The 18,690-nt window shown below is 63.8% G+C and carries 10 protein-coding genes; 4 read left to right on the forward strand and 6 right to left on the reverse strand.

Going from position 1 to position 18,690, the window contains the following annotated elements; genetic code table 11:
• From ACTHL0_RS26595 to ACTHL0_RS26605, 3 genes are all read right to left on the reverse strand, one after another.
• A partial coding sequence (locus ACTHL0_RS26595) for a fumarate reductase/succinate dehydrogenase flavoprotein subunit (RefSeq protein ID WP_440570111.1) occupies positions 1-940 on the reverse strand: 940 nt, incomplete at its 3' end.
• On the reverse strand, positions 937-1,704 hold the full coding sequence (locus ACTHL0_RS26600; protein ID WP_440570112.1) for a GntR family transcriptional regulator: 768 nt from the start codon (positions 1,702-1,704) through the stop codon (positions 937-939). The genes ACTHL0_RS26595 and ACTHL0_RS26600, both read right to left, overlap by 4 nt.
• Before the next feature lie 160 nt (positions 1,705-1,864).
• Positions 1,865-2,200: a hypothetical protein gene (locus ACTHL0_RS26605; RefSeq protein WP_440570113.1), complete on the reverse strand. Its 336-nt coding sequence runs from the start codon at positions 2,198-2,200 to the stop codon at positions 1,865-1,867.
• Positions 2,201-2,454: 254 nt separating this feature from the next.
• On the opposite strand from ACTHL0_RS26605, the gene ACTHL0_RS26610 reads away from it, so the two are divergent.
• Together ACTHL0_RS26610 and ACTHL0_RS26615 are read left to right on the forward strand one after the other, a co-directional pair.
• The gene (locus tag ACTHL0_RS26610; protein WP_440570114.1) at positions 2,455-3,282 is read left to right on the forward strand and encodes a response regulator; all 828 of its coding nucleotides are present in this window, start codon (positions 2,455-2,457) and stop codon (positions 3,280-3,282) included.
• Positions 3,266-5,632, forward strand: a complete 2,367-nt coding sequence (locus ACTHL0_RS26615; RefSeq protein ID WP_440570116.1) for a sensor histidine kinase — start codon at positions 3,266-3,268, stop codon at positions 5,630-5,632. The genes ACTHL0_RS26610 and ACTHL0_RS26615 overlap by 17 nt, the downstream gene beginning before the upstream one ends.
• Positions 5,633-5,673: 41 nt before the next feature.
• Here the strand turns inward: ACTHL0_RS26615 and ACTHL0_RS26620 are convergent, their stop codons facing one another.
• Entirely contained in the window at positions 5,674-6,870 is a 1,197-nt protein-coding gene (locus ACTHL0_RS26620; RefSeq protein ID WP_440570117.1) for a cytochrome P450, read from the reverse strand.
• 251 nt (positions 6,871-7,121) lie between these two features.
• Between ACTHL0_RS26620 and ACTHL0_RS26625 the strand changes: the two genes are divergently transcribed.
• Entirely contained in the window at positions 7,122-13,160 is a 6,039-nt protein-coding gene (locus ACTHL0_RS26625; protein WP_440570118.1) for an alpha-2-macroglobulin family protein, read from the forward strand.
• A gap of 12 nt (positions 13,161-13,172) precedes the next feature.
• Entirely contained in the window at positions 13,173-15,569 is a 2,397-nt protein-coding gene (gene pbpC / locus ACTHL0_RS26630; protein WP_440570119.1) for a penicillin-binding protein 1C, read from the forward strand.
• Here pbpC and ACTHL0_RS26635 read toward each other — a convergent pair.
• Positions 15,563-17,056 (reverse strand): MFS transporter, encoded by a 1,494-nt coding sequence (locus ACTHL0_RS26635; RefSeq protein WP_440570120.1) that lies wholly within the window; start codon positions 17,054-17,056, stop codon positions 15,563-15,565. The two genes, pbpC and ACTHL0_RS26635, sit on opposite strands and share 7 nt — an antisense overlap.
• A 121-nt stretch (positions 17,057-17,177) precedes the next feature.
• On the reverse strand, positions 17,178-18,428 hold the full coding sequence (locus ACTHL0_RS26640; protein ID WP_440570121.1) for an MFS transporter: 1,251 nt from the start codon (positions 18,426-18,428) through the stop codon (positions 17,178-17,180).
• Positions 18,429-18,690 lie beyond the last annotated feature (262 nt).

Below are 18,690 nucleotides of genomic sequence, written 5' to 3' on the forward strand. Positions count from 1 at the left end.
TCTGCTCGATGGTTTGAATCGTTTCTTCGGCCAGATGATCGAGTTTCAGAAACACCGGGCCGTTGCCGCCCTGAAGTTCCTGATAGAACTCCCACATCATCTGGCCGCTCCAGTAATCGCATTCGATGAAGCGCTCACCGTTGCCGTTCGCCGTGAAGCCGCCGAGCGGGCCGGTCACGTACGCGCAGGCCGGGCCGTTGTAGTCCTTGATCAAAGGGTTGATCTGAAAGCACTCGAGGTTGGCGAGTGCCGCCCCGGCGTGATAGGCCATGGCGTAACCGTCCCCGGCGTTGGTCGGGTTCTCGTACGTGCCCATCAGGTAGCCCGAGGCGGGCAGACCGAGACGGCCAGCAGCGCCGCAGCACAGGATGACGGCTTTGGCTCGCACGACGTGAAACTGCGCGGTTCGGCAATCGAACCCGAGTACACCGCACGCGTGGCCTTGTGCGTCGGTGAGCACGCGTGTGACGACAATCCGGTTCGTGATCTCGATGCGCGCGCGCTTCAGTTGGCGATACAGAATCTTCTTGATGTCGTGGCCTTCAGGCATCGGCAAGACATAGGCGCCCATGTGATGGACTTTCTTGACCGCGAAGTCGCCGTTGCCATCCTTCTCGAATTTGACGCCCCAGCGATCGAGCTGTTCGATCGTCTTGAAGCTGTGTGTCGCATAGGCATGGACCGTTCGTTGATCGACGATCCCATCGTTGGCGATCGTGATTTCGCGCGTGTATTGCTCCGGCGTCGCGTGACCGGGAATGATCGCGTTGTTCAGCCCGTCCATCCCCATCGAAATGGCGCCGCTGCGTTTGACGTTGGCCTTTTCGAGCAACAAGACTTTCAAGCTCGGGTCCTGCTCCTTGGCCTTGATGGCGGCCATCGGGCCGGCGGTGCCGCCGCCGATCACGACGATGTCGTATTCGAGCACTTCGATTGTCATGGTTGAGTCCTTGTGCGCGGCTGGGGTTTGTTTCGGTCGGTACGCAGCCGATACTGAAAGGCGTCGCCGCGAAAATAGAGGAATTCGTAGTCGATGGGGCGGCCCGTCGCATCGTGCGTGAGCCGTTCGATGCGCAGGACGGGGGCGCCTTCTTCGATGCCCAGCGCCGTGACAATCTCGTCGTCGGCGAGGATCGCGTCGATCGTCACGTCGGCATGGCCGAGCGATACGCCGCAGTCGTTTTCCAGAATCAGGAAGATGTCGCGGGTGGCGAGGTCTGCGTTGGCCAGTCGCTTGCCGATCGATTCAGGTACCCAGGTGCACTCGAGCGAAACCGGCTCGCGATTGAGTAGGCGCACACGGTGAATCTCGACCAGCGGGGCGCCTTCCGGCAATTGAAGACGGGAGGCTTGACGGCGATCGGCCTTGACGATGCGAAAGCTCAGAAGGCGATTGACGATCTCGTAGCCCATGGACGACATCGCTTCGGCGAATCCCTGCAGCGATGTCACGTTTTGGAACGCCTTGGGCTTGGAGACGAACGTGCCTTTGCCGTGCAGGCGAAAGATCAGCCCTTCCTTTTGCAGATCGCCGAGCGCCTGCCGGACCGTGATCCGGCTGACGCGGAACGTCGCGCATAGCTCATGCTCCGAAGGCATCTGGCTATGCGGCGCGTACGTGCCGTCTAGAATTCGCTGGCGCAGCGCATCCTTGATTTGCGCGTAGAGCGGCTGCGGCGAGAGGCGAAGAAGGTTATTGGACATGCTGGGCTTGTCATAACAAGACGAGCCCAGTGTAGTGAGCGGACGGCGCCGCGCGAACGAAGGATTTTTGCTATCGATCCCATGTGGCGAGGATAGTGCGGCGCTTCATCCCCGCACCCGCGCTACCATGAGCAGCGGGTTTCGCTGCCGGCATTCGGAATCAACGAAAGGGAAACGGCGAGGCCGCATCGCCTTTGGCCATCGCATTCAGGCCGAACCCTTCGTTGAAATGAGCGCCGTGCGAACCTGCGGCCGCGGGAAAGATCCCTGCGCCGGCGCTCGCCGTGTCGCAGCCGCTGGATAGGGCGTTCTCCGGGGCCGCTTCTCCGGCCGGCAGCAGCAGGACGGCTGCCAATATGGCTACGCATGTCCGCGACATCCAGTGCGTCTCGCGCGCAAGGCTGCCGTTTTTCCGCTGCTTTGCCGCCTGTCTCCACAGTGCGCGTTGCGTGCCCGCACCCGACGCAAGTACCCAGCGTTCTCTGGTGATGTTCATCAATGCCTCTTCCCGAATTGGTACCGCCTGACCCGCCACGTTCATTCATGACAGTGGCATGACCACGACTCGATGACCGACCCTCATCGGCCAGCGCGTCGATCCACTTACCGGGTTTACCGGTATTCCGGCGCATTGTGTTGACGCGACGCCACCCTCCGCCTTTGATAGAGTGGCGAAATCGTTTGATTGGCGGAAAAAGTTTTGGCGGGGGATTCCCTGGCAAAATGGCGCCCCGTTTTCCAAAATCCCACATGTTGAACAGCCGTTCCGTCCTTGACGATGCGCACATCCTGGTCGTCGACGATCAACCCGACCAGTTGCGCTTGTTGATCGACGTCCTGCGCCACGCGGGATGTCGCATCAGCATTGCTTTCGATGGGTCGCAAGCCTATCAGCGCGCATTGGCCATTGCGCCCGACCTGATCGTGATGGATGTCCGCATGCCGCGCATGGACGGATTCGCGGCGTGCCGCCTGCTGGCCGCAACGCCGGCCACCCGGGCGATCCCGATTATCTTTCTGACCGCCGCCGATGAACTGCACGAGCGGCTGGAGGGGTTGAACATCGGTGCCGTCGACTATGTCTCGAAGCCGTTCGAGCCCGCCGAAGTCCTGGCCCGGATCCGCGTCCACCTGAGCCGTGCGGGCCGCCAGCCGGCAGACGAGGCGGGGACGGGCGGATCCGGTTCGGCAGGAGACAGCGCCCTCGTTCGCGCTGCCACCCGGCATCTGTCGCAGCGCTTAAGTACGCCGCCCACCGTCGAACAGCTCGCCCGGCTGGTCGGCACCAATGAAAAGCGGTTATCGCGCGCGTTTCGCGACGAGCTGGGCCAAACGGTATTCGAGTACGTCCGCGGCGAACGCCTGGCGGTCGCGCAGCATCTACTTAGCAGCACGCCGCTTAGCATCGCGCAGATCGCCGAAGAAATCGGCTTTTCGAGTGCGGCGAATTTCGCCACGGCGTTCAAGGAGCGATTCGGTGTCAGCCCGTCCGTTTATCGGCAGGAGCGCGCGCACAACGGCGAACAACGTGTGCCCGGCGTGGGGCATATCGAGCGGCCGTATGGCGACGCGGTGTGACCGCGCCGTGACGCAGGCTGCCGGTCGATGGTTGCTCGTCGCGCTATACCTGGCCCTTGGCTGGGGGCTGTGCGGGAGCGCATGGGCGACCGCCGCATTGGCGGCCGGTGGTCCTCGCACGGGGCAATGGATGGAGCCAGCACCGGGGGCGGCGTCGCTGGAGCAAGTTCAGGTATTCGAAGATGTCTCGGGCCGGATGCGGCTCGACGACATACTGTCGTTGCCAACGGGGCGACCCGGCGGTTTTCTGCCGGTCGGACGAGGCGGGGTGAAGCCGGGATTCTCTCGATCGGCGTGGTGGGTGCGCGCGATCATCAGCAATCGCGGAGCGGCGGCCGCATCGTTTGTTCTCGCGCTGCCTGAGCCACGATTGGAGTATGTCGACTTCTATATCGATGACGGCCGCCGGTGGCTGCACGACGTGCCCGATTCGACTTCGGCGGCCGCGACCGCTTCATCGTTGTCGCGTTATCCGCTGATGCGACTCACGCTCGCACCGGGTGAGCAGGTTCCCGTTCTCATTCGAGCGGCGGGCGATATCGCGCTCTCACTCGAACCGACGCTCTATACGGCAGCCGACCACAGCACCTTGGAGCGGCGCGATGCGCTTTGGGGCGGTGCATTGATCGGCGGCATCCTGGCGCTCGGCTGGTGTGCGCTGCTGGTTGCCTATTTTTCCCGAAGCGCCTCGCCCCTTGTGCTGGCCGCGCTGTGCGTGACGACAGCTTTGTATGAAGCTGCGATTCGCGGTTATACCAAACTCTATCTATGGCCGCATGCGGTTCAATGGAGCGCACGCAGTATTCCCGTGTTCGGCTGTGTCAGCGCGGTGCTGTTTCTCGTCTTTATCCTGCGCATCGCTCAGGGCGAGCGAACGCATGTCCCGGCGCGCCGGATCTTATTAGCCTTTGCCGTTCTGGAGGGAATCTCGGCAGCCGGTGCCGCATTCGGTAGCGTGTATGTCTTCGATCAAGCCGGGCTGTACGTCAGCGCCGGCGTGGGGATCGCCGAAGTGTGCATCGCGGCCATGCTCTCGCGGCAAGCCACGCCTACGGCGCGGCTCATGCTCGGGACGGTCAGCTTCGGGCTATTGACCTTCGCGGTGCACGTGGTCGAAACGCTCGGGGGGCTCAAGGCGGGCCCGGCTTGGCTCAATTCCGACATTCATCCGAACCCGCTTGTGTCGATCACCGGGTTGGCCACGAATCTCGTCGTTCTGGCTGCGTGGATCAATCACGTCGGAAAGCAGCGGCAAGAAGCCAGGGAGGAACTGGCCGACTGGCAAACGAGCGAGCAGGAGCGATTGCGGCAGGAAGTGGCTCGGCGCACGCTGGCGCTGAACAATGCCTTGGCCGATGCGCAGGAAAAGAATCAGCAGAAGATCGAAACGCTCGGTTATGTCAGCCACGATCTGCGTGCACCGCTGGCGACGATTGCAAGCTACGCCAAGCTGTTGCACGAGCGAGCCGATGCCAGCCAGGCGTCGTTGATTCTCGCGATCGAGCGCAGCGTCAGCTATCAGCTGGTGCTGATCGACGAACTCGTCGGCTATGCGAAAACGGAGCTGCGGCCGCTCGATATCGCCCCGACGACCACCGATCTGCCGGCGCTGCTGAACGACATCGCCGAATATTCCATCGCGCTTTGCGCGCAGTTGAATAATCGGTTCTTCTATCAAGCATTGACCTCGCTGCCTTGCCGGTTGACGATCGACGGCCGGCGGTTGCAGCAAGTGCTGCTCAATTTGCTGTCGAATGCCTCGAAATTTACACGCGACGGCGTCGTGATGATGACCGTGCGAGCGCGTGCGCGGGACGGACACTGGCATATGGGTTTTGAAGTGGCCGATACAGGCATCGGGATCGAGCTTGAACGGCAATCGAATTTGTTTTCGGCGTTTCGGCAGATGCAGTCGGTGAACGGCACCACGGGCCTTGGCTTGTTCATCGCACAGCGGATCGTCAATGCGATGGGTGGCGAGTTGCGGGTAGAGAGCACACCGGGGCGTGGCACCTCGTTCGCATTCGAGATCGTCGTGCCGGATGCCGGTGCGTCGGCCGCCGGGATGTCGGAGCGGGTGCCTTATTCGTCGTTAGGGTCCGGCGTAAGCCGGGCACGACGCGGGGGCAGGCGTGCGGTCGACGCGCCGCCCGAAGACGATCGCAGGCAGTTGGCGAGGCTGGCGCAAGAGGGGCGCCTGACCGATATCGAGCGATGGATCGATGCCGTCGGCGCGGTACAACCCGGGTATGCCGGATATATTGCGGAATTGCGCCGTTACCTCGAGGCATTGGATTTCGCGGGCATCGAAGCGCTCGCGCAGACGCCGGCTGTCACGACCGCTTCATAGAGGTTTCGACTGTGCGCGGAGGACTTCGAGCATGACGGTCATCATCCGTTGTCCCTTTCGATGAACGTGAATTGGGGTATCCGTCCATTCAACGAAGGCCGATAAGTCCAATGCAGCGCAAGGTTCGCGAAATCGAAGCTGCTTTCGACCAGCGCGCAGACAATCCCGGCCGTGATCGCTCGTGCGATCCCCTCGCCCGGGCACCCGTGGCGTCCGGCGCCGAAGCCGGGGAGCGGTTGCTGCGAACGCGTGGGGATGAACTGCTCGGCATCGTCGAAGACCGCTTCGTCGCGGCTTGCCGCGGCCAGCACGACGAGTATCGCGTCGCCGGGCTGCAAGGTGACGCCTTCGATGCAAACTGCCTCTCGTGCAAAGCGACGCGTATTGTGGACGGCCGGATCGAAGCGCGCCACTTCCCGCACGAATCGATGCGTGGCGGAAGGCGATTCGCGCAGATCGGCCGCGATTTGAGCATGCCGCGTCAGCGTGACGACACTGTTGCCAATGAGGCCGGCCGTGGCGTCGAACGTTTGAGAAAACAATCCAAGCAAGTTCGATACGAGCACGTTGGGAAACTCGGGGCTTCGTTCCAGGCCGCCGGAGAGGATGCGTTCCACGAGTGCCGATACGCGCACTTTGTCGTGCGTCAGCGCGTGCAATCGTCCTTGTAGCTGAAATGCGGCGTCGTGCGCTTCCTGCAGTGCTGGCGCGCTCGACATCGGCGAAAGGCAGGCTACGAACTTCCGTACGGCGGCTTCGAGCCCGTCATCGGCGGGCAGGCCCACGAGTTCGGCGATGACATGCGCGGGTAGTGCGAACGCCAATACGTCGAGCAAGCGATCATCGCAGGCGTGGGCGCGGTCGATCGCGCCCGTGGCGCGAGCGCGGGCCGCTTGGAATACATGCTCGACATCCACTGAAGCGAGCCCTTCGAGTAGTGCCCGCCGAGCGATGCGATGAGGTTCGCCTTCGTTCATGCGAGCGAGCTGGCCGAACACGTCTCCCGCGGGTCCACCGGCGATCGCACGCGGCACGGGTTCGCTGATGGGGCGCACAGTCAGTCTTTCATCTTCCAGTACGGTGCGAACGGTTGAGGCACGGGCGGCGATCCAGAGGTTTAGTCTATCGTGGCGGGTCAGCGGTGCCTGCTGACGCAGCGTCGCGTAGTACGGGTACGGATCGCGGTGGGTGACGGCTTGCAACGGATCGGCGGGATAGGCCGCATAGGTCTGCTTCATCGATGCCTCGGCAATTGAAACGTCGAGGCAGTGTACGACGTGCGTCTCCCGTCATGGTTCAGCGCGAGGTGAAACGTGGCGGACGATATCTACCGTGCAACAGCACCGCCACATCCCAATGGCTGGCACATCACTAGTGGCACATCACTAGTATTTGCGAACACAGAGCCGATCTCTCCACGAACTGTCGCGCAACTAGTTTAGAATCGCCCCCAAATTTTCAAAAACAATGAATACCGGGAGCGTGCGCCATGCAACGCGGCACGATTGAACGAACAATTAAATGGGGTGCCGCGGCAGTCGCGGCCTTGAGTCTGCTGGCCGCGACAATGTGGCGTGCCGATGCCGCACGCATCACGCAAGTCTCGCCGCAGGGCACGGTGAAGCAGGTTCGGCAGGTGGTCGTGAAGTTCGACGAATCGATGGTGGCGTTCGGCGCACCTGACTTGCCGGCGCCGGCGTCGATCAAATGCAGCGATCCTCACGCAAGCGCCGGCCAATCGCGCTGGATCGACAATAAAACCTGGGCGTGGGATTTCACCACCGATTTGCCGCCGGGATTGGCATGTTCCGTCGATTTGAAAGACGGGCTCAAGTCGTCCGCCGGTAGCACGCTGTCCGGTCCCCGGCACTACGCCTTTCAAACGGGCGGCCCGTTCGTCGAAAGCATCGAACCGGACGACGTGACGATCGAGGAACATCAAGCGTTCGTGCTGCGCCTGAATGGCCCCGCCACGGACGCCTCGGTCCTCTCTCACATCTGGTGTGAATCAAGTGCGCTGGGCAACCGCATCCCCATCCAGAACGTGGACGCCGCGACGCGCACCGCGTTGCTCAAACGCTTCGATCTGCAAAAGGAAGCGTCGCGTGTGCTGACGCTCCAATGCCAGCAGGCATTGCCGTCCGGAACGAAGGCGCAGCTCGTCTACGGGAAGGGCGTGGCAAGCCCGAGCGGCATCGCGAACGACGTCGAACGTCGGTTCAACTTTTCCGTGCGCGATCCGTTCTCGGTCGAATTCTCGTGCGAGCGTGAAAACGCCAAAGCGCCGTGCACGCCGCTGTTGCCGGTTCGGCTCCAGTTCAATGCGCCGATCTCGCGTGAAGACGCCGAGAAAATCCGTATCGAAGGCCCCGATGGCAAGATCAAGCCGAAGTTTGCCGACGACGACAAGGATCCGCAGACAGACAAAGTCGAATTCGCGGCGCCGTTGCCCGAACGCGCCGATCTGACCATCGTCCTGCCTTCGGATCTGAAGGACGTCAGCGGCCGGCCGCTCGCCAACGCCGATATGTTCCCGTTGAAGACCGCCACGGCGGCGCTGCCGCCGCTCGCGAAGTTTTCTTCGGGGACATTCGGCATCATCGAGCGCTTTGCCGAGCCCGGCATGCCCGCGCTCGTGCCCGTCACGCTGCGCAACGTCGAGGCCGATCTGCACATTCAGGGCCTCAATGCGGGCACGTCCAAGTTCACCACGCTGCGCGTCAATTCGGACGAGGGCATCGTGCGCTGGATGCGCGACGTCAATCTGTTCGACAACTATACGATGCGGCGCAGCGAGATCAATAAACGGATCCCGCAGCTGCTCCGGCACAATCCGCACCCGGTGATCGTCCATGACGAAGGTGCGTCGTCGCAAGCGGACGCGAAAGATCCGGCCATCGACGTGCGTTCGCTATCGTTGCTCGCGGGCATGCCGGGCGTGGAGGCACTGACGCTGCCGAAGGCCGACCCCAAAACGCTGCGCCCGTTCGAAGTGGTGGGCGTGCCGATCGCGAAGCCCGGCTTCTACATCATCGAGCTGTCGTCCCCGGCGCTGGGCGCGTCGCTGCTCGGCAAGAAGGCGCCGATGTACGTGCGCACGGCGGTGCTCGTCACGAACCTGGGCGTTCATCTGAAACAGGGCCGCGAGAACAGTCTCGTATGGGTGACGACGCTCGATAAGGGCGATCCTGTCCCGAACGCGGCCGTGCACGTGAGCGACTGCAACGGCACGCCACTCGCGTCGGGCAAAACCGATGCGCACGGGCTGCTGACGATCGACGGACGGCTGGCTTCGCCCCCGAACTGCCGCGATGGCAGCTTCGACGGCATTTTCGTATCGGCGCGCGTCGACGATCCAAAGACCGGCCCCGACATGGCGTTCGTGCGTTCGGATTGGAATCGCGGTATCGAAGCCTGGCGCTTCAACGTCCCGACCGACACGAGCCAGGACAAGACGGTCCGTGCGCATACGGTATTTGATCGGACGCTGCTGCGTGCGGGCGAGACGGTCTCGATGAAGCACTTCCTGCGCGTGGAGACGATGCACGGCTTCGGTTTTCCGAAGACCTATCCGACGCGTTTGACGATTCGCCATCTCGGCAGCGGGCAAACTTGGCATTTCCCGTTGACGTGGACGGCCGATCACACCGCCGATTCGACGTTCACGATTCCGGCCTCCGCCAAGCTGGGCGAGTACGACGTCTCGCTCGACGACGGCAAGCCCGGCAGCACCGCATCGGACGCCGACAGCGCCGATGCGGAAGATTCACCGGCGCACAGCTATGACACGGGCGGCTTCCGCGTGGAAGCATTCCGCTTGCCGGTTTTCAAAGGCAGCATCGGCGTGCGCGACGAAAAAACGCATCCGCTCGTCGCGGCAACGCAAGCGCCGCTGTCGTTGCAAATCGACTATACGTCCGGCGGCGGCGCGGCAAGTTTGCCGGTGCAGATCTCAGCGTTGATGACGACGAGCGCTCCGTCGTTCGCCGATACCTATTCCGATTTCAGCTTCGAGCCGTACGTGAAGCCGAAAGACGGCGCCACATCGTCGCCTTCGGACGACGAGGCGCAAACGGAACAGCAAGCGGACAGCGATTCGTCCAAGCTCATCGCCGACAAAGTACCCGTGACGCTCGATCGCAACGGCGCCGGCGCCGTCATGCTCAAGGACCTGCCGCACGTCGACGCGCCGAAGCGGTTGCAACTCGAAGCGACTTTTGCCGATCCGAACGGCGAAGTGCAGACCATCAGCGGCAATGCGACAGTGTGGCCGGCGGCCGTCGTGGCGGGTGTGAAGTCGGGGCAATGGGTGTCTGTCGGTCACACGGTGCCCGTGCAAGCACTCGCGGTGGACTTGCAGGGTAAGCCCCGCGCAGGCGTGCCGCTTGAAGTGCGCGGGAGTGCACGCATCACGGTCTCGACGCGCAAGCGTATGGTCGGCGGCTTCTATTCCTACGACAACCGCACGGAGACGAAGGACCTCGGCACGCTGTGCAGCGGCAAGAGCGACGATCACGGGCTGTTGCGCTGCGACGCCGAACTCAAGGAAGCCGGCAACGTGGATCTGGTCGCGACGGCCAAGGATGGCGACGGCAATGTATCGACGGCCACGACGTCTGTGTGGGTGACGCGCGAAGACGAACTCTGGTTCGGCGGCGAGGACACCGACCGCATGGACGTCCTCCCGGAAAAGACCGCCTACCAACCCGGCGAGACGGCGCGTTTCCAAGTGCGGATGCCGTTCCGGTTCGCCACGGCGCTCGTGGCGGTGGAGCGTGAGGGTGTTATCGAGACGCACGTCGTGAAGCTGGACGGCAAGGATCCGACGGTTTCGTTGAAGGTGCAGCCGGGCTGGGGCCCGAATGTATACGTGTCGGTGCTGGCATTGCGCGGGCGGATTCACGAGGTTCCGTGGTACTCGTTCTTCACGTGGGGATGGAAGGCTCCGCTCGAATGGGTGCACGCGTTCTGGAACGAAGGCCGCCGTTACGAGGCGCCGACGCCGCTCGTCGATCTCTCCAAACCGGCGTATCGATATGGTTTGGCTCAGATCAAGGTGGGCACGGCCGATCACAAGCTGGGCGTGACCGTGGCACCCGATGCGAAGGCCTATACGGTGCGGGGCAAGGCGCACGTGAAACTGCACGTGCAACTGCCGAACGGTAAGCCGGCGCCGGCAGGCACGCAAATCGCCGTGGCGGCGGTGGACGAGGCGCTGCTCGAACTGATGCCGAACCGTAGCTGGGACTTGCTCGATGCGATGCTGCAGCAGCGCGCCTATGGTGTGGAGACGTCGACGGCGCAAATGGAAATCGTCGGGCGCCGCCATTTTGGGCGCAAGGCCGTGCCGGCGGGCGGCGGGGGCGGGCATAGTCCCACGCGCGAGTTGTTCGACACGCTGTTGCTGTGGAATCCGCGCGTGAAGCTCGATGCCAATGGCGACGCAACGGTCGACATCCCGTTGAACGATTCGCTGACGAGCTTCCGCATCGTCGCGATCGCGGCGGTCGGTGATGGCCTGTTTGGCACCGGCAGTACGTCGATCCGCAGCACGCAGGATCTGCAGTTGATTTCGGGGTTGCCGCCGCTCGTTCGCGAAGGCGATCAATTCCGCGCGCAATTCACGGTGCGCAATACCACCGTTCGGGCGATGAAAGTCGTCGTTACGCCGGATGTGCCGGGCGTGCCGTTGCAAGCGCAGACGGTGGACGTCGCAGCCGATTCCGCGCGTGAGGTGGCATGGACGGTGACGCCGCCCGACGGCCTGTCGGATGCGACACCCGCCACCTTGACCTGGAGCGTCGCGGCGGCCGAGCAAGGCGGGCCGCATGCCAGCGATGCGCTGAAGGTCACGCAGCGCGTAGCGGCCGCGGTTCCGGTGACGGTTCAGCAAGCAACGGTGACGCAAGTCGACGGTACCTTTACGCTGCCGATCGCCGTTCCGCCGAACGCGACCGTTACCCAAGCCGGCGCGGTGCGCGGCGGCATCGCGGTGTCGTTGCAGCCGAAGCTGTCCGAGGGACTGCCGGGAGTACGCCGCTGGTTCGAGCGCTACCCGTACGGCTGTCTCGAACAGTTGACCTCGCGTGCGCTGGGGATGAACGACGTGGCGCAATGGCAGGCCGTGCTCGCGCGGCTGCCCGTGTACCTGGACCACGACGGCTTGGCGAGTTATTTCCCGCCGAGCGACGACAGCGGCAATACGGGCAGCACGACGCTTTCCGCCTATTTACTGGCGGTGACCGACGAAGCCGCGAAGCTCGACTCGCGCTTCGCCTTGCCCGACGACGTGCGCGCCAAGCTGGAAGGCGGTCTCGTGAACTTCGTCGAGGGCAAGCTCACGCGCAAGGTCTGGGCGCCGCGTCAGGATCTCGACTTGCGCAAGCTTGCCGCGATCGAGGCGCTGTCGCGCTACGGCGCGGCGCGCGCAAGCATGCTCGAATCGATCACGATCGCGCCGAATCAATGGCCGACCTCCGCGGTGCTCGACTATTACGCGATCCTCTCGCGGTTGAAGGATGTCCCGCAATGGGACGCGAAGCTCGCGCAGGCGGAGCAGATCATTCGCGCGCGCTTGACGTATCAGGGCACGCGTCTGTCGTTCTCGTCGGCCGCGAGTGACGATCTCTGGTGGTTGATGACCGACACGGAGTCGAACGCCGCGCGCATCGTACTGACGTTCGTCGACGCACCGGGCTGGAAGGAGGAGATGCCGCGCCTCGTGGCGGGCTTGCTGGCACTGCAAAGCGGCGGCGCATGGCCGACGACCACCTCCAACCTCTGGGGCGAATTGGCCGTTTCGGCGTTCTCTCATGCGTTCGAAAGTACGCCCGTGACGGGGCAGACGAAGCTCGATTTCGGCGCCACGTCGAAGACGGTCGCCTGGGGACAACCGCCCGCGGCGAGTGCGAACGCCGCATCGGCCACGCCTGTGACCAAGACGGCGAACACGCGCAGCGAGTGGCTGCCGTGGCCGGGCGAGGCGCGCAACGGGCCGGTTCCTTTGATGCTCACGCAGCAGGGCACCGGCAAGCCGTGGGCGACGATCGAGAGCCTGGCCGCGGTGGCGCTCAAAGCGCCGTTCTCGGCCGGGTATCGAATCACGAAGACGATCACGCCCGTCGATCCGGCGGTGAAGGGCGTCTACACGCGCGGCGACATCGTGCGCGTGCACCTCGACATCGATGCGCAATCGGATATGACATGGGTGGTCGTCAACGATCCCGTGCCGGCGGGCGCGACGATTCTCGGCTCAGGCCTCGGTCGTGATTCGCAGGTGGCCACCGCGGGCGAGAAGTCGGACGACGGAGCTTGGCCCGCGTTTGTCGAGCGTGGCTTCGAGGGGTATCGCGCGTACTACGATTTCTTGCCGAAGGGTAAATTGTCGATTGAGTACACGGTCCGGCTGAACAATGCAGGGACGTTCGGCCTGCCGCCGACGCGGGTCGAGGCACTTTACGCGCCGTCGACCTACGGCGTATTGCCGAACGCGAACGTCGTCGTGCGCATGCCGGCGGCGAAGCAATAGGAAGGAGCGCAGATGCAAGCGAAGCGAGGCGCGGCGCGGATGCGCGCCGTGCTCTGCGCGGTGCTGGTCGTGGCGGCGCCGTGCGCCCACGCACTGCCCACGTTCTCGCAGGTGCGAGACGAATGGCGCAGTTCGGACTGGCTGCTGCTTTCGCGCGACGGCGTGCCGCTCGAACGAACACGCGTCGACAAGACGGAGCGCCGCGGCGATTGGGTCGCGCTGGCCGATGTCTCGCCGGCACTGCGCGAGGCGATCGTCGTATCGGAAGACAAGCGCTTTTACGAGCATAGCGGAGTGGATTGGCATGGCGCTGCCGCGGCGGCATGGGCCAATCTATGGAATACGCGCACGCGCGGCGCCTCTACCGTCACGATGCAATTGACAGGACTCCTGAGCGATGAGCCCGAGCGTTCTGGACGACGGTCGATCGTTCAGAAGGCCGGCCAGGCCGTCAGTGCGCTTTGGCTGGAACGGTCCTGGCGCAAGGATCAGGTTCTCGAAGCCTATTTGAACCTCGTGCCGTTTCGTGGGGAAACGATCGGTTTGTCGGCGATCTCGCTGACGTTGTTCGGCAAAGCGCCGTCGGGGCTCGACGAACGCGAGGCGGCCATCGCGGCGGCGTTGATCCGGGCGCCGAACGCGTCGTATCCGAAGGTCAGCGAACGCGCCTGCCGCATCTTGCGCGACATGAAGGCGCCGCAGCGCTGCGACAACCTCGACAGCTACGTTCAGCTGGCGTTTGCGCGGCCCGCACCCGCGATTCTCTCGGTCTCGCCCGACCCGGAATCGCTGGCGCCGCATTTTGCCCGGCGGATCGCGGCCGAGACGCACCCTACGGCAGGCACGCGCGTCGTCACGACGCTCGATGCCAAACTCCAACGCTTCGCGACCGATACGCTCAGGCGCACGCTGGCAGAACTCAACGCCCCGGCTCACGCGCGCAACGTGCATGATGGCGCGGTGGTCGTGCTTGATAACGCGACGGGCAACGTCCTGGCCTGGGTGGGCTCGTCAGGCGGCCTCTCGAGCGCGCGTGACGTCGATGCGGTGCTGGCGCGCCGTCAGCCGGGCTCGACGCTGAAGCCGTTCCTCTATGCGCAGGCGATCGACGAGCGACGCCTGACGACGGCTTCGCTGCTCGACGATGCCCCCCTCGATCTGCAGGCGGGTGGCGGGCTCTACATTCCGCAGAACTACGACAAGGATTTCAAAGGCTGGGTCAGTGTGCGGACGGCGCTGGGCTCTTCGCTGAATGTCCCCGCCGTGCGCGCCGTGGTGCTGGTGACACCGCACCGCTTTGCGAAGACGCTGACGGCGCTCGGTTTGCCGCTTGCGCAAAGCGGCGACTACTATGGCTATTCGCTCGCGCTCGGCAGCCCGGACATTACGCTGCTCTCGCTCACGAATGCCTACCGCGCGCTGGCCAATGGCGGTGTGGCCATGCCGACGCATGATCTGCCGCGCCCGCCCGGCGCGCGCCATCACGGGGACGCTGACGCCGATGTGTCCCACCGCGTCTTCAGCGCCGCCGCAACGTACATCATCACCACCGTTCTGTCCGACAACAACGCGAGGACGCGCACCTTCGGCTTCGACAGCCCGCTGGCCACGCGCTTTTTCTCGGCGGTGAAGACAGGCACGAGCAAGGACATGCGGGACAACTGGACGATCGGCTTCCCGTCCCGCTATACGGTCGGGGTGTGGGTGGGCAATGCGGAAGGCGACGCGATGTGGGACGTCTCGGGCGTGACCGGCGCATCCCCGATCTGGGCATCCATCGTCGAGTATTTGCATCGGCAGGTGCCGAGCACGCCGCCCGTCATGCCGCCCGGTGTCGTTCAGGCTCGCATCTCGTTCGATGGGAATGTCGAGCCCGCGCGCAACGAGTGGTTCCTCAAAGGCACGGAAATGTCGACGGTGCACCTCGCGGCGGACGCGAATGGCGCATCGGCACGTTCGACCGCCTACACGCCGCCCCATCCTCAAGACGTGCAAAGCGCGGCGCCGGGGATTGGCTCGCCCACGGATGGGACCGTATTTGCCCTTGACCCGGACATCCCCGCGGCCCGTCAACGCATCGTGTTCGAGCGCGCGAACGGGGCTTCGACGCACAGCGTCTGGCGGCTCGACGGCAAGCCGCTCGGCCATGCAGAGCGTGTGCTTTGGCTGCCCTGGCCCGGGCACCACGTCCTCGAACTCGGGGACGCCCAGGGCAAGCGTGTCGATTCCGTGCGTTTTGAAGTGCGTGGCGCGACGGCGCGCACCCAGGCATCGCCCGACAATACGTCCACCCGTTCGCCCGGTTCGTCCGGTTCGTCCGGTTCATCCCCGCAGCAGGCACCGCATGCGACACGGGCGCGGCCGGCGAGCCCGCCGGTTCGCGCCCGGGATTCCGGTTCGAATCAGTGAGCGGTCCGGAGCTTGTCGCCGGCGTTGCTCGCCAAGCGCACATAGCCTGCGATCGAAACGAGGGTCAATAAGCCGGCGCTCAAAAACGCCAGACGAAAATCGCCGAGCGTGAACGCGTGATCGGCGTTGCCGCCATTCACAGCCGACGCGGCGCGCAGCGCCAGCGCGCCGAATGCGATGCCGAGACCGGTGCCCATTTGCGCCGACGCGTTCCAAAGGGTATTGGCCGCGCTCATTTGCTGCGACGGCACATCCGCGTAGGCCAGCGTGGCCATCGTCGAAAACTGCATCGAACGCGTGATGCCGTAGACGAGCACGACGAACAGCGTCCATGCGAGCGGTACGGCGGGTGTCAACAAACCGCACGCAATCGTAAACACGCCACAGATGGTGCAATCGATGATCGCCACGCGCTTGAATCCATAGCGCTGCAAGATCGACGTCGTGAGGGCTTTCATGCCGAGATTGCCGACCGCGCCCGCGAGCAGCAGCAGACCGGATTGGAAGGCCGAGAGGCCGAAGCCGATCTGAAAGAGCAACGGCATCAGATAGGGCACCGCGCTGATGCCGATCCGCGTGATCGAACCGGTGACAACCGTGACCGAAAACGTCGGGATCCTGAGCGTCGAAATATCGATGAGCGGGTGCCGGTGCCTGCGCGCATGCCGAAACGCAAGGACGCCGACGCCCACCCCAAGCGCAACCAGCGACAGCCCGATCAGCGGATCTGTGCCCGGTTGGCTCGCCAGATCGGCACCATAAAGAATGGCGGTGAGCGTGATGCCGCTCAGCGCCAGTCCGGCCAGGTCGAGCGGCCTGCGCTGATCGCCGCGCAGATTCGGCACCCACGCGAACACCGCGCAGAGCACAACAAGACAAACCGGTACGTTCAATAAAAAGATCCAACGCCATGAAGCGTAGGTCGTAATGAATCCGCCGAGCGGCGGCCCGATGACGGGCGCGACGATGCCGGGCCAGGTGATCGTCGAGATTGCCTGCATGAGGCGGCGTTTTTCGGTGCTGCGCACGACGATCAGGCGCCCGACGGGCACCATCAGCGCGCCGCCCATCCCTTGCAGCACGCGCGCGGCCGTGAATTCGACGACGTTTTGCGAGAGCCCGCAAAGGACGGATGCAATCGTGAACATGACGATCGCCGAAAAGAAGACGCTGCGTGAGCCGAAGCGGTCGGCCACCCAGCCGCTGGCTGGAATGAAGATGGCCAGCGCGATCATATAGGCGCTCATGCCCAGGCTCAGTGCGTTCGGGCTGATGGCGAACGCGTGCGCCATTTGCGGCAGGGCTGTCGCGATGATCGTCGTGTCGAGGTACTCCATGAAGAAGGTGGCCGCGACGACATACGGCAATGGGCCGAGCGATGGTTTGCCGGCTGGACCGCCAGGCTGCGAAGTCGTTGTCCCGCGTGGCGGGGGGGCCGCTGTTCCAGGCGCGTCGCGCCGAATATCGCTCTCTAATTGGCTGGTCATTTTGACAGTGTCATTTTGTAATTTGCGCTCTTTTAAAAACGGGCGGACGTCAATTTAATAGAATTATTGTCCTTCATGCAATCCGAGATAACGTCATTGCGCTATCTGCAAATGTTCATACTTATTCTTCGGCTCTTGCTGCATCGGCCGATTTATCGCGGCCGCGTTCCGCCGCCAGCGCGCGCGCCGCGACCACGGCCGCCGCGAGTCCGGACGCCGCGCCGACGAGAATCGCCCAGCGCGGCCCGGCATGATCGGCCACCCATCCGACGATCGGCGCGCCAAGGGGGGTGCCGCCCAGCGTGACTGCGAGCCGGATCGCCATGACCCGGCCGCGCATCGCCGGTTCGGTCGACAGCTGCATGAGGCTGTTGGTCGTCGTCAGGAACGTCAGCGTGGCGATGCCGGTCACGACGAGTGCGGCGCCGAATGTCCAATAGGTGGGCGCCACGGCGGCCGCGGCGCATCCGAGTCCGAAGACGGCGGACGAAATCAGCAGCGATCGAAAGCGGGGCCGGCTCGCATGAGCGCTGGCAAAGGCGCCGGTTACCGTGCCAATGGCCATCATCGACGATAGCGCGCCATATCGGCTCGCGTCGACATGAAAGACGCTGACGGCCATCGTCGAAATGTAGATTGCAAAGTTCAGGCCGAACGTCCCGATGAGGAACAGCATGATCAACGTCGCTTTTAAGTCGGGGCGAGCCCAGACGTAGCGAAAGCCTGCCGCGAACCCGCCGCGCGTGCGTCTTGCACGGGGCGCGCTGCGCAATTCATGCTTGCGCATGAAGCATAGGGAGAGCAACACGGCGGCAAACGAGAACCCGTTCAATACGAAAGCCCAACCGGTATCCACCGATGCGATGACGAACCCCGCCACCGCCGGCCCTACCATGCGGGCAAGATTGAATGACGTTGAATTGAGCGCGACGGCATTGGGCAATTCGGTATCGCCCACGAGCTCGGACACGAATGTCTGGCGCACCGGAGCGTCCAGCGCCGTCGCGCATCCAAACAGGAACGCGAACAGATAGACGTGCCATAGCTGCACGATGCCCGCGATCGTCATGACGCCAAGGCCGAGGGCAAGCGCGCCTTGTGCCGCTTGCGTGAACATCAGCAGCTTGCGCCGGTCGAGATGATCGGCGGCATACCCGCTCACCGGCAGCAGCAACAATTGCGGCCCGAACTGCAGCGACATGACGATGCTGACGGCGGATGCACTGTGGCGCGTGAGTGAGGTCAGGACCAGCCAATCCTGCGCTGTGCGCTGCATCCACGTGCCGATGTTCGACACGATCGCACCCGCAGCCCAGATCCGATAGTTGAAAAATCGTAGCGACCGGAATACGCCGACTGCTTTATCGCTCATGCTGGCTCTCGTCCGGTGTCCGCGTTCGATGCGGCGACGGCGCGCGCAGGGCGACGGGTACGGCTCAGGAGCAGCGATGAGACCAGCGATACGACAGACATGGGCAGGTTCCGGCAACGAATCAGGCATGACGCAAGACGGGCTGCCTGATTTTCGCGCAGATTGGCGTGGCTTGCTTTGTCGTGGCCCCGCGGTGGCTGGGGCCGGCGGGGCGAAAAAAAGCGCGCGGGGCTAACCCCATGCAAAATTTGGGGTCTTAACA

The sequence above is a fragment of the Trinickia sp. genome, from assembly GCF_051961175.1.
Taxonomy (GTDB): domain Bacteria; phylum Pseudomonadota; class Gammaproteobacteria; order Burkholderiales; family Burkholderiaceae; genus Trinickia.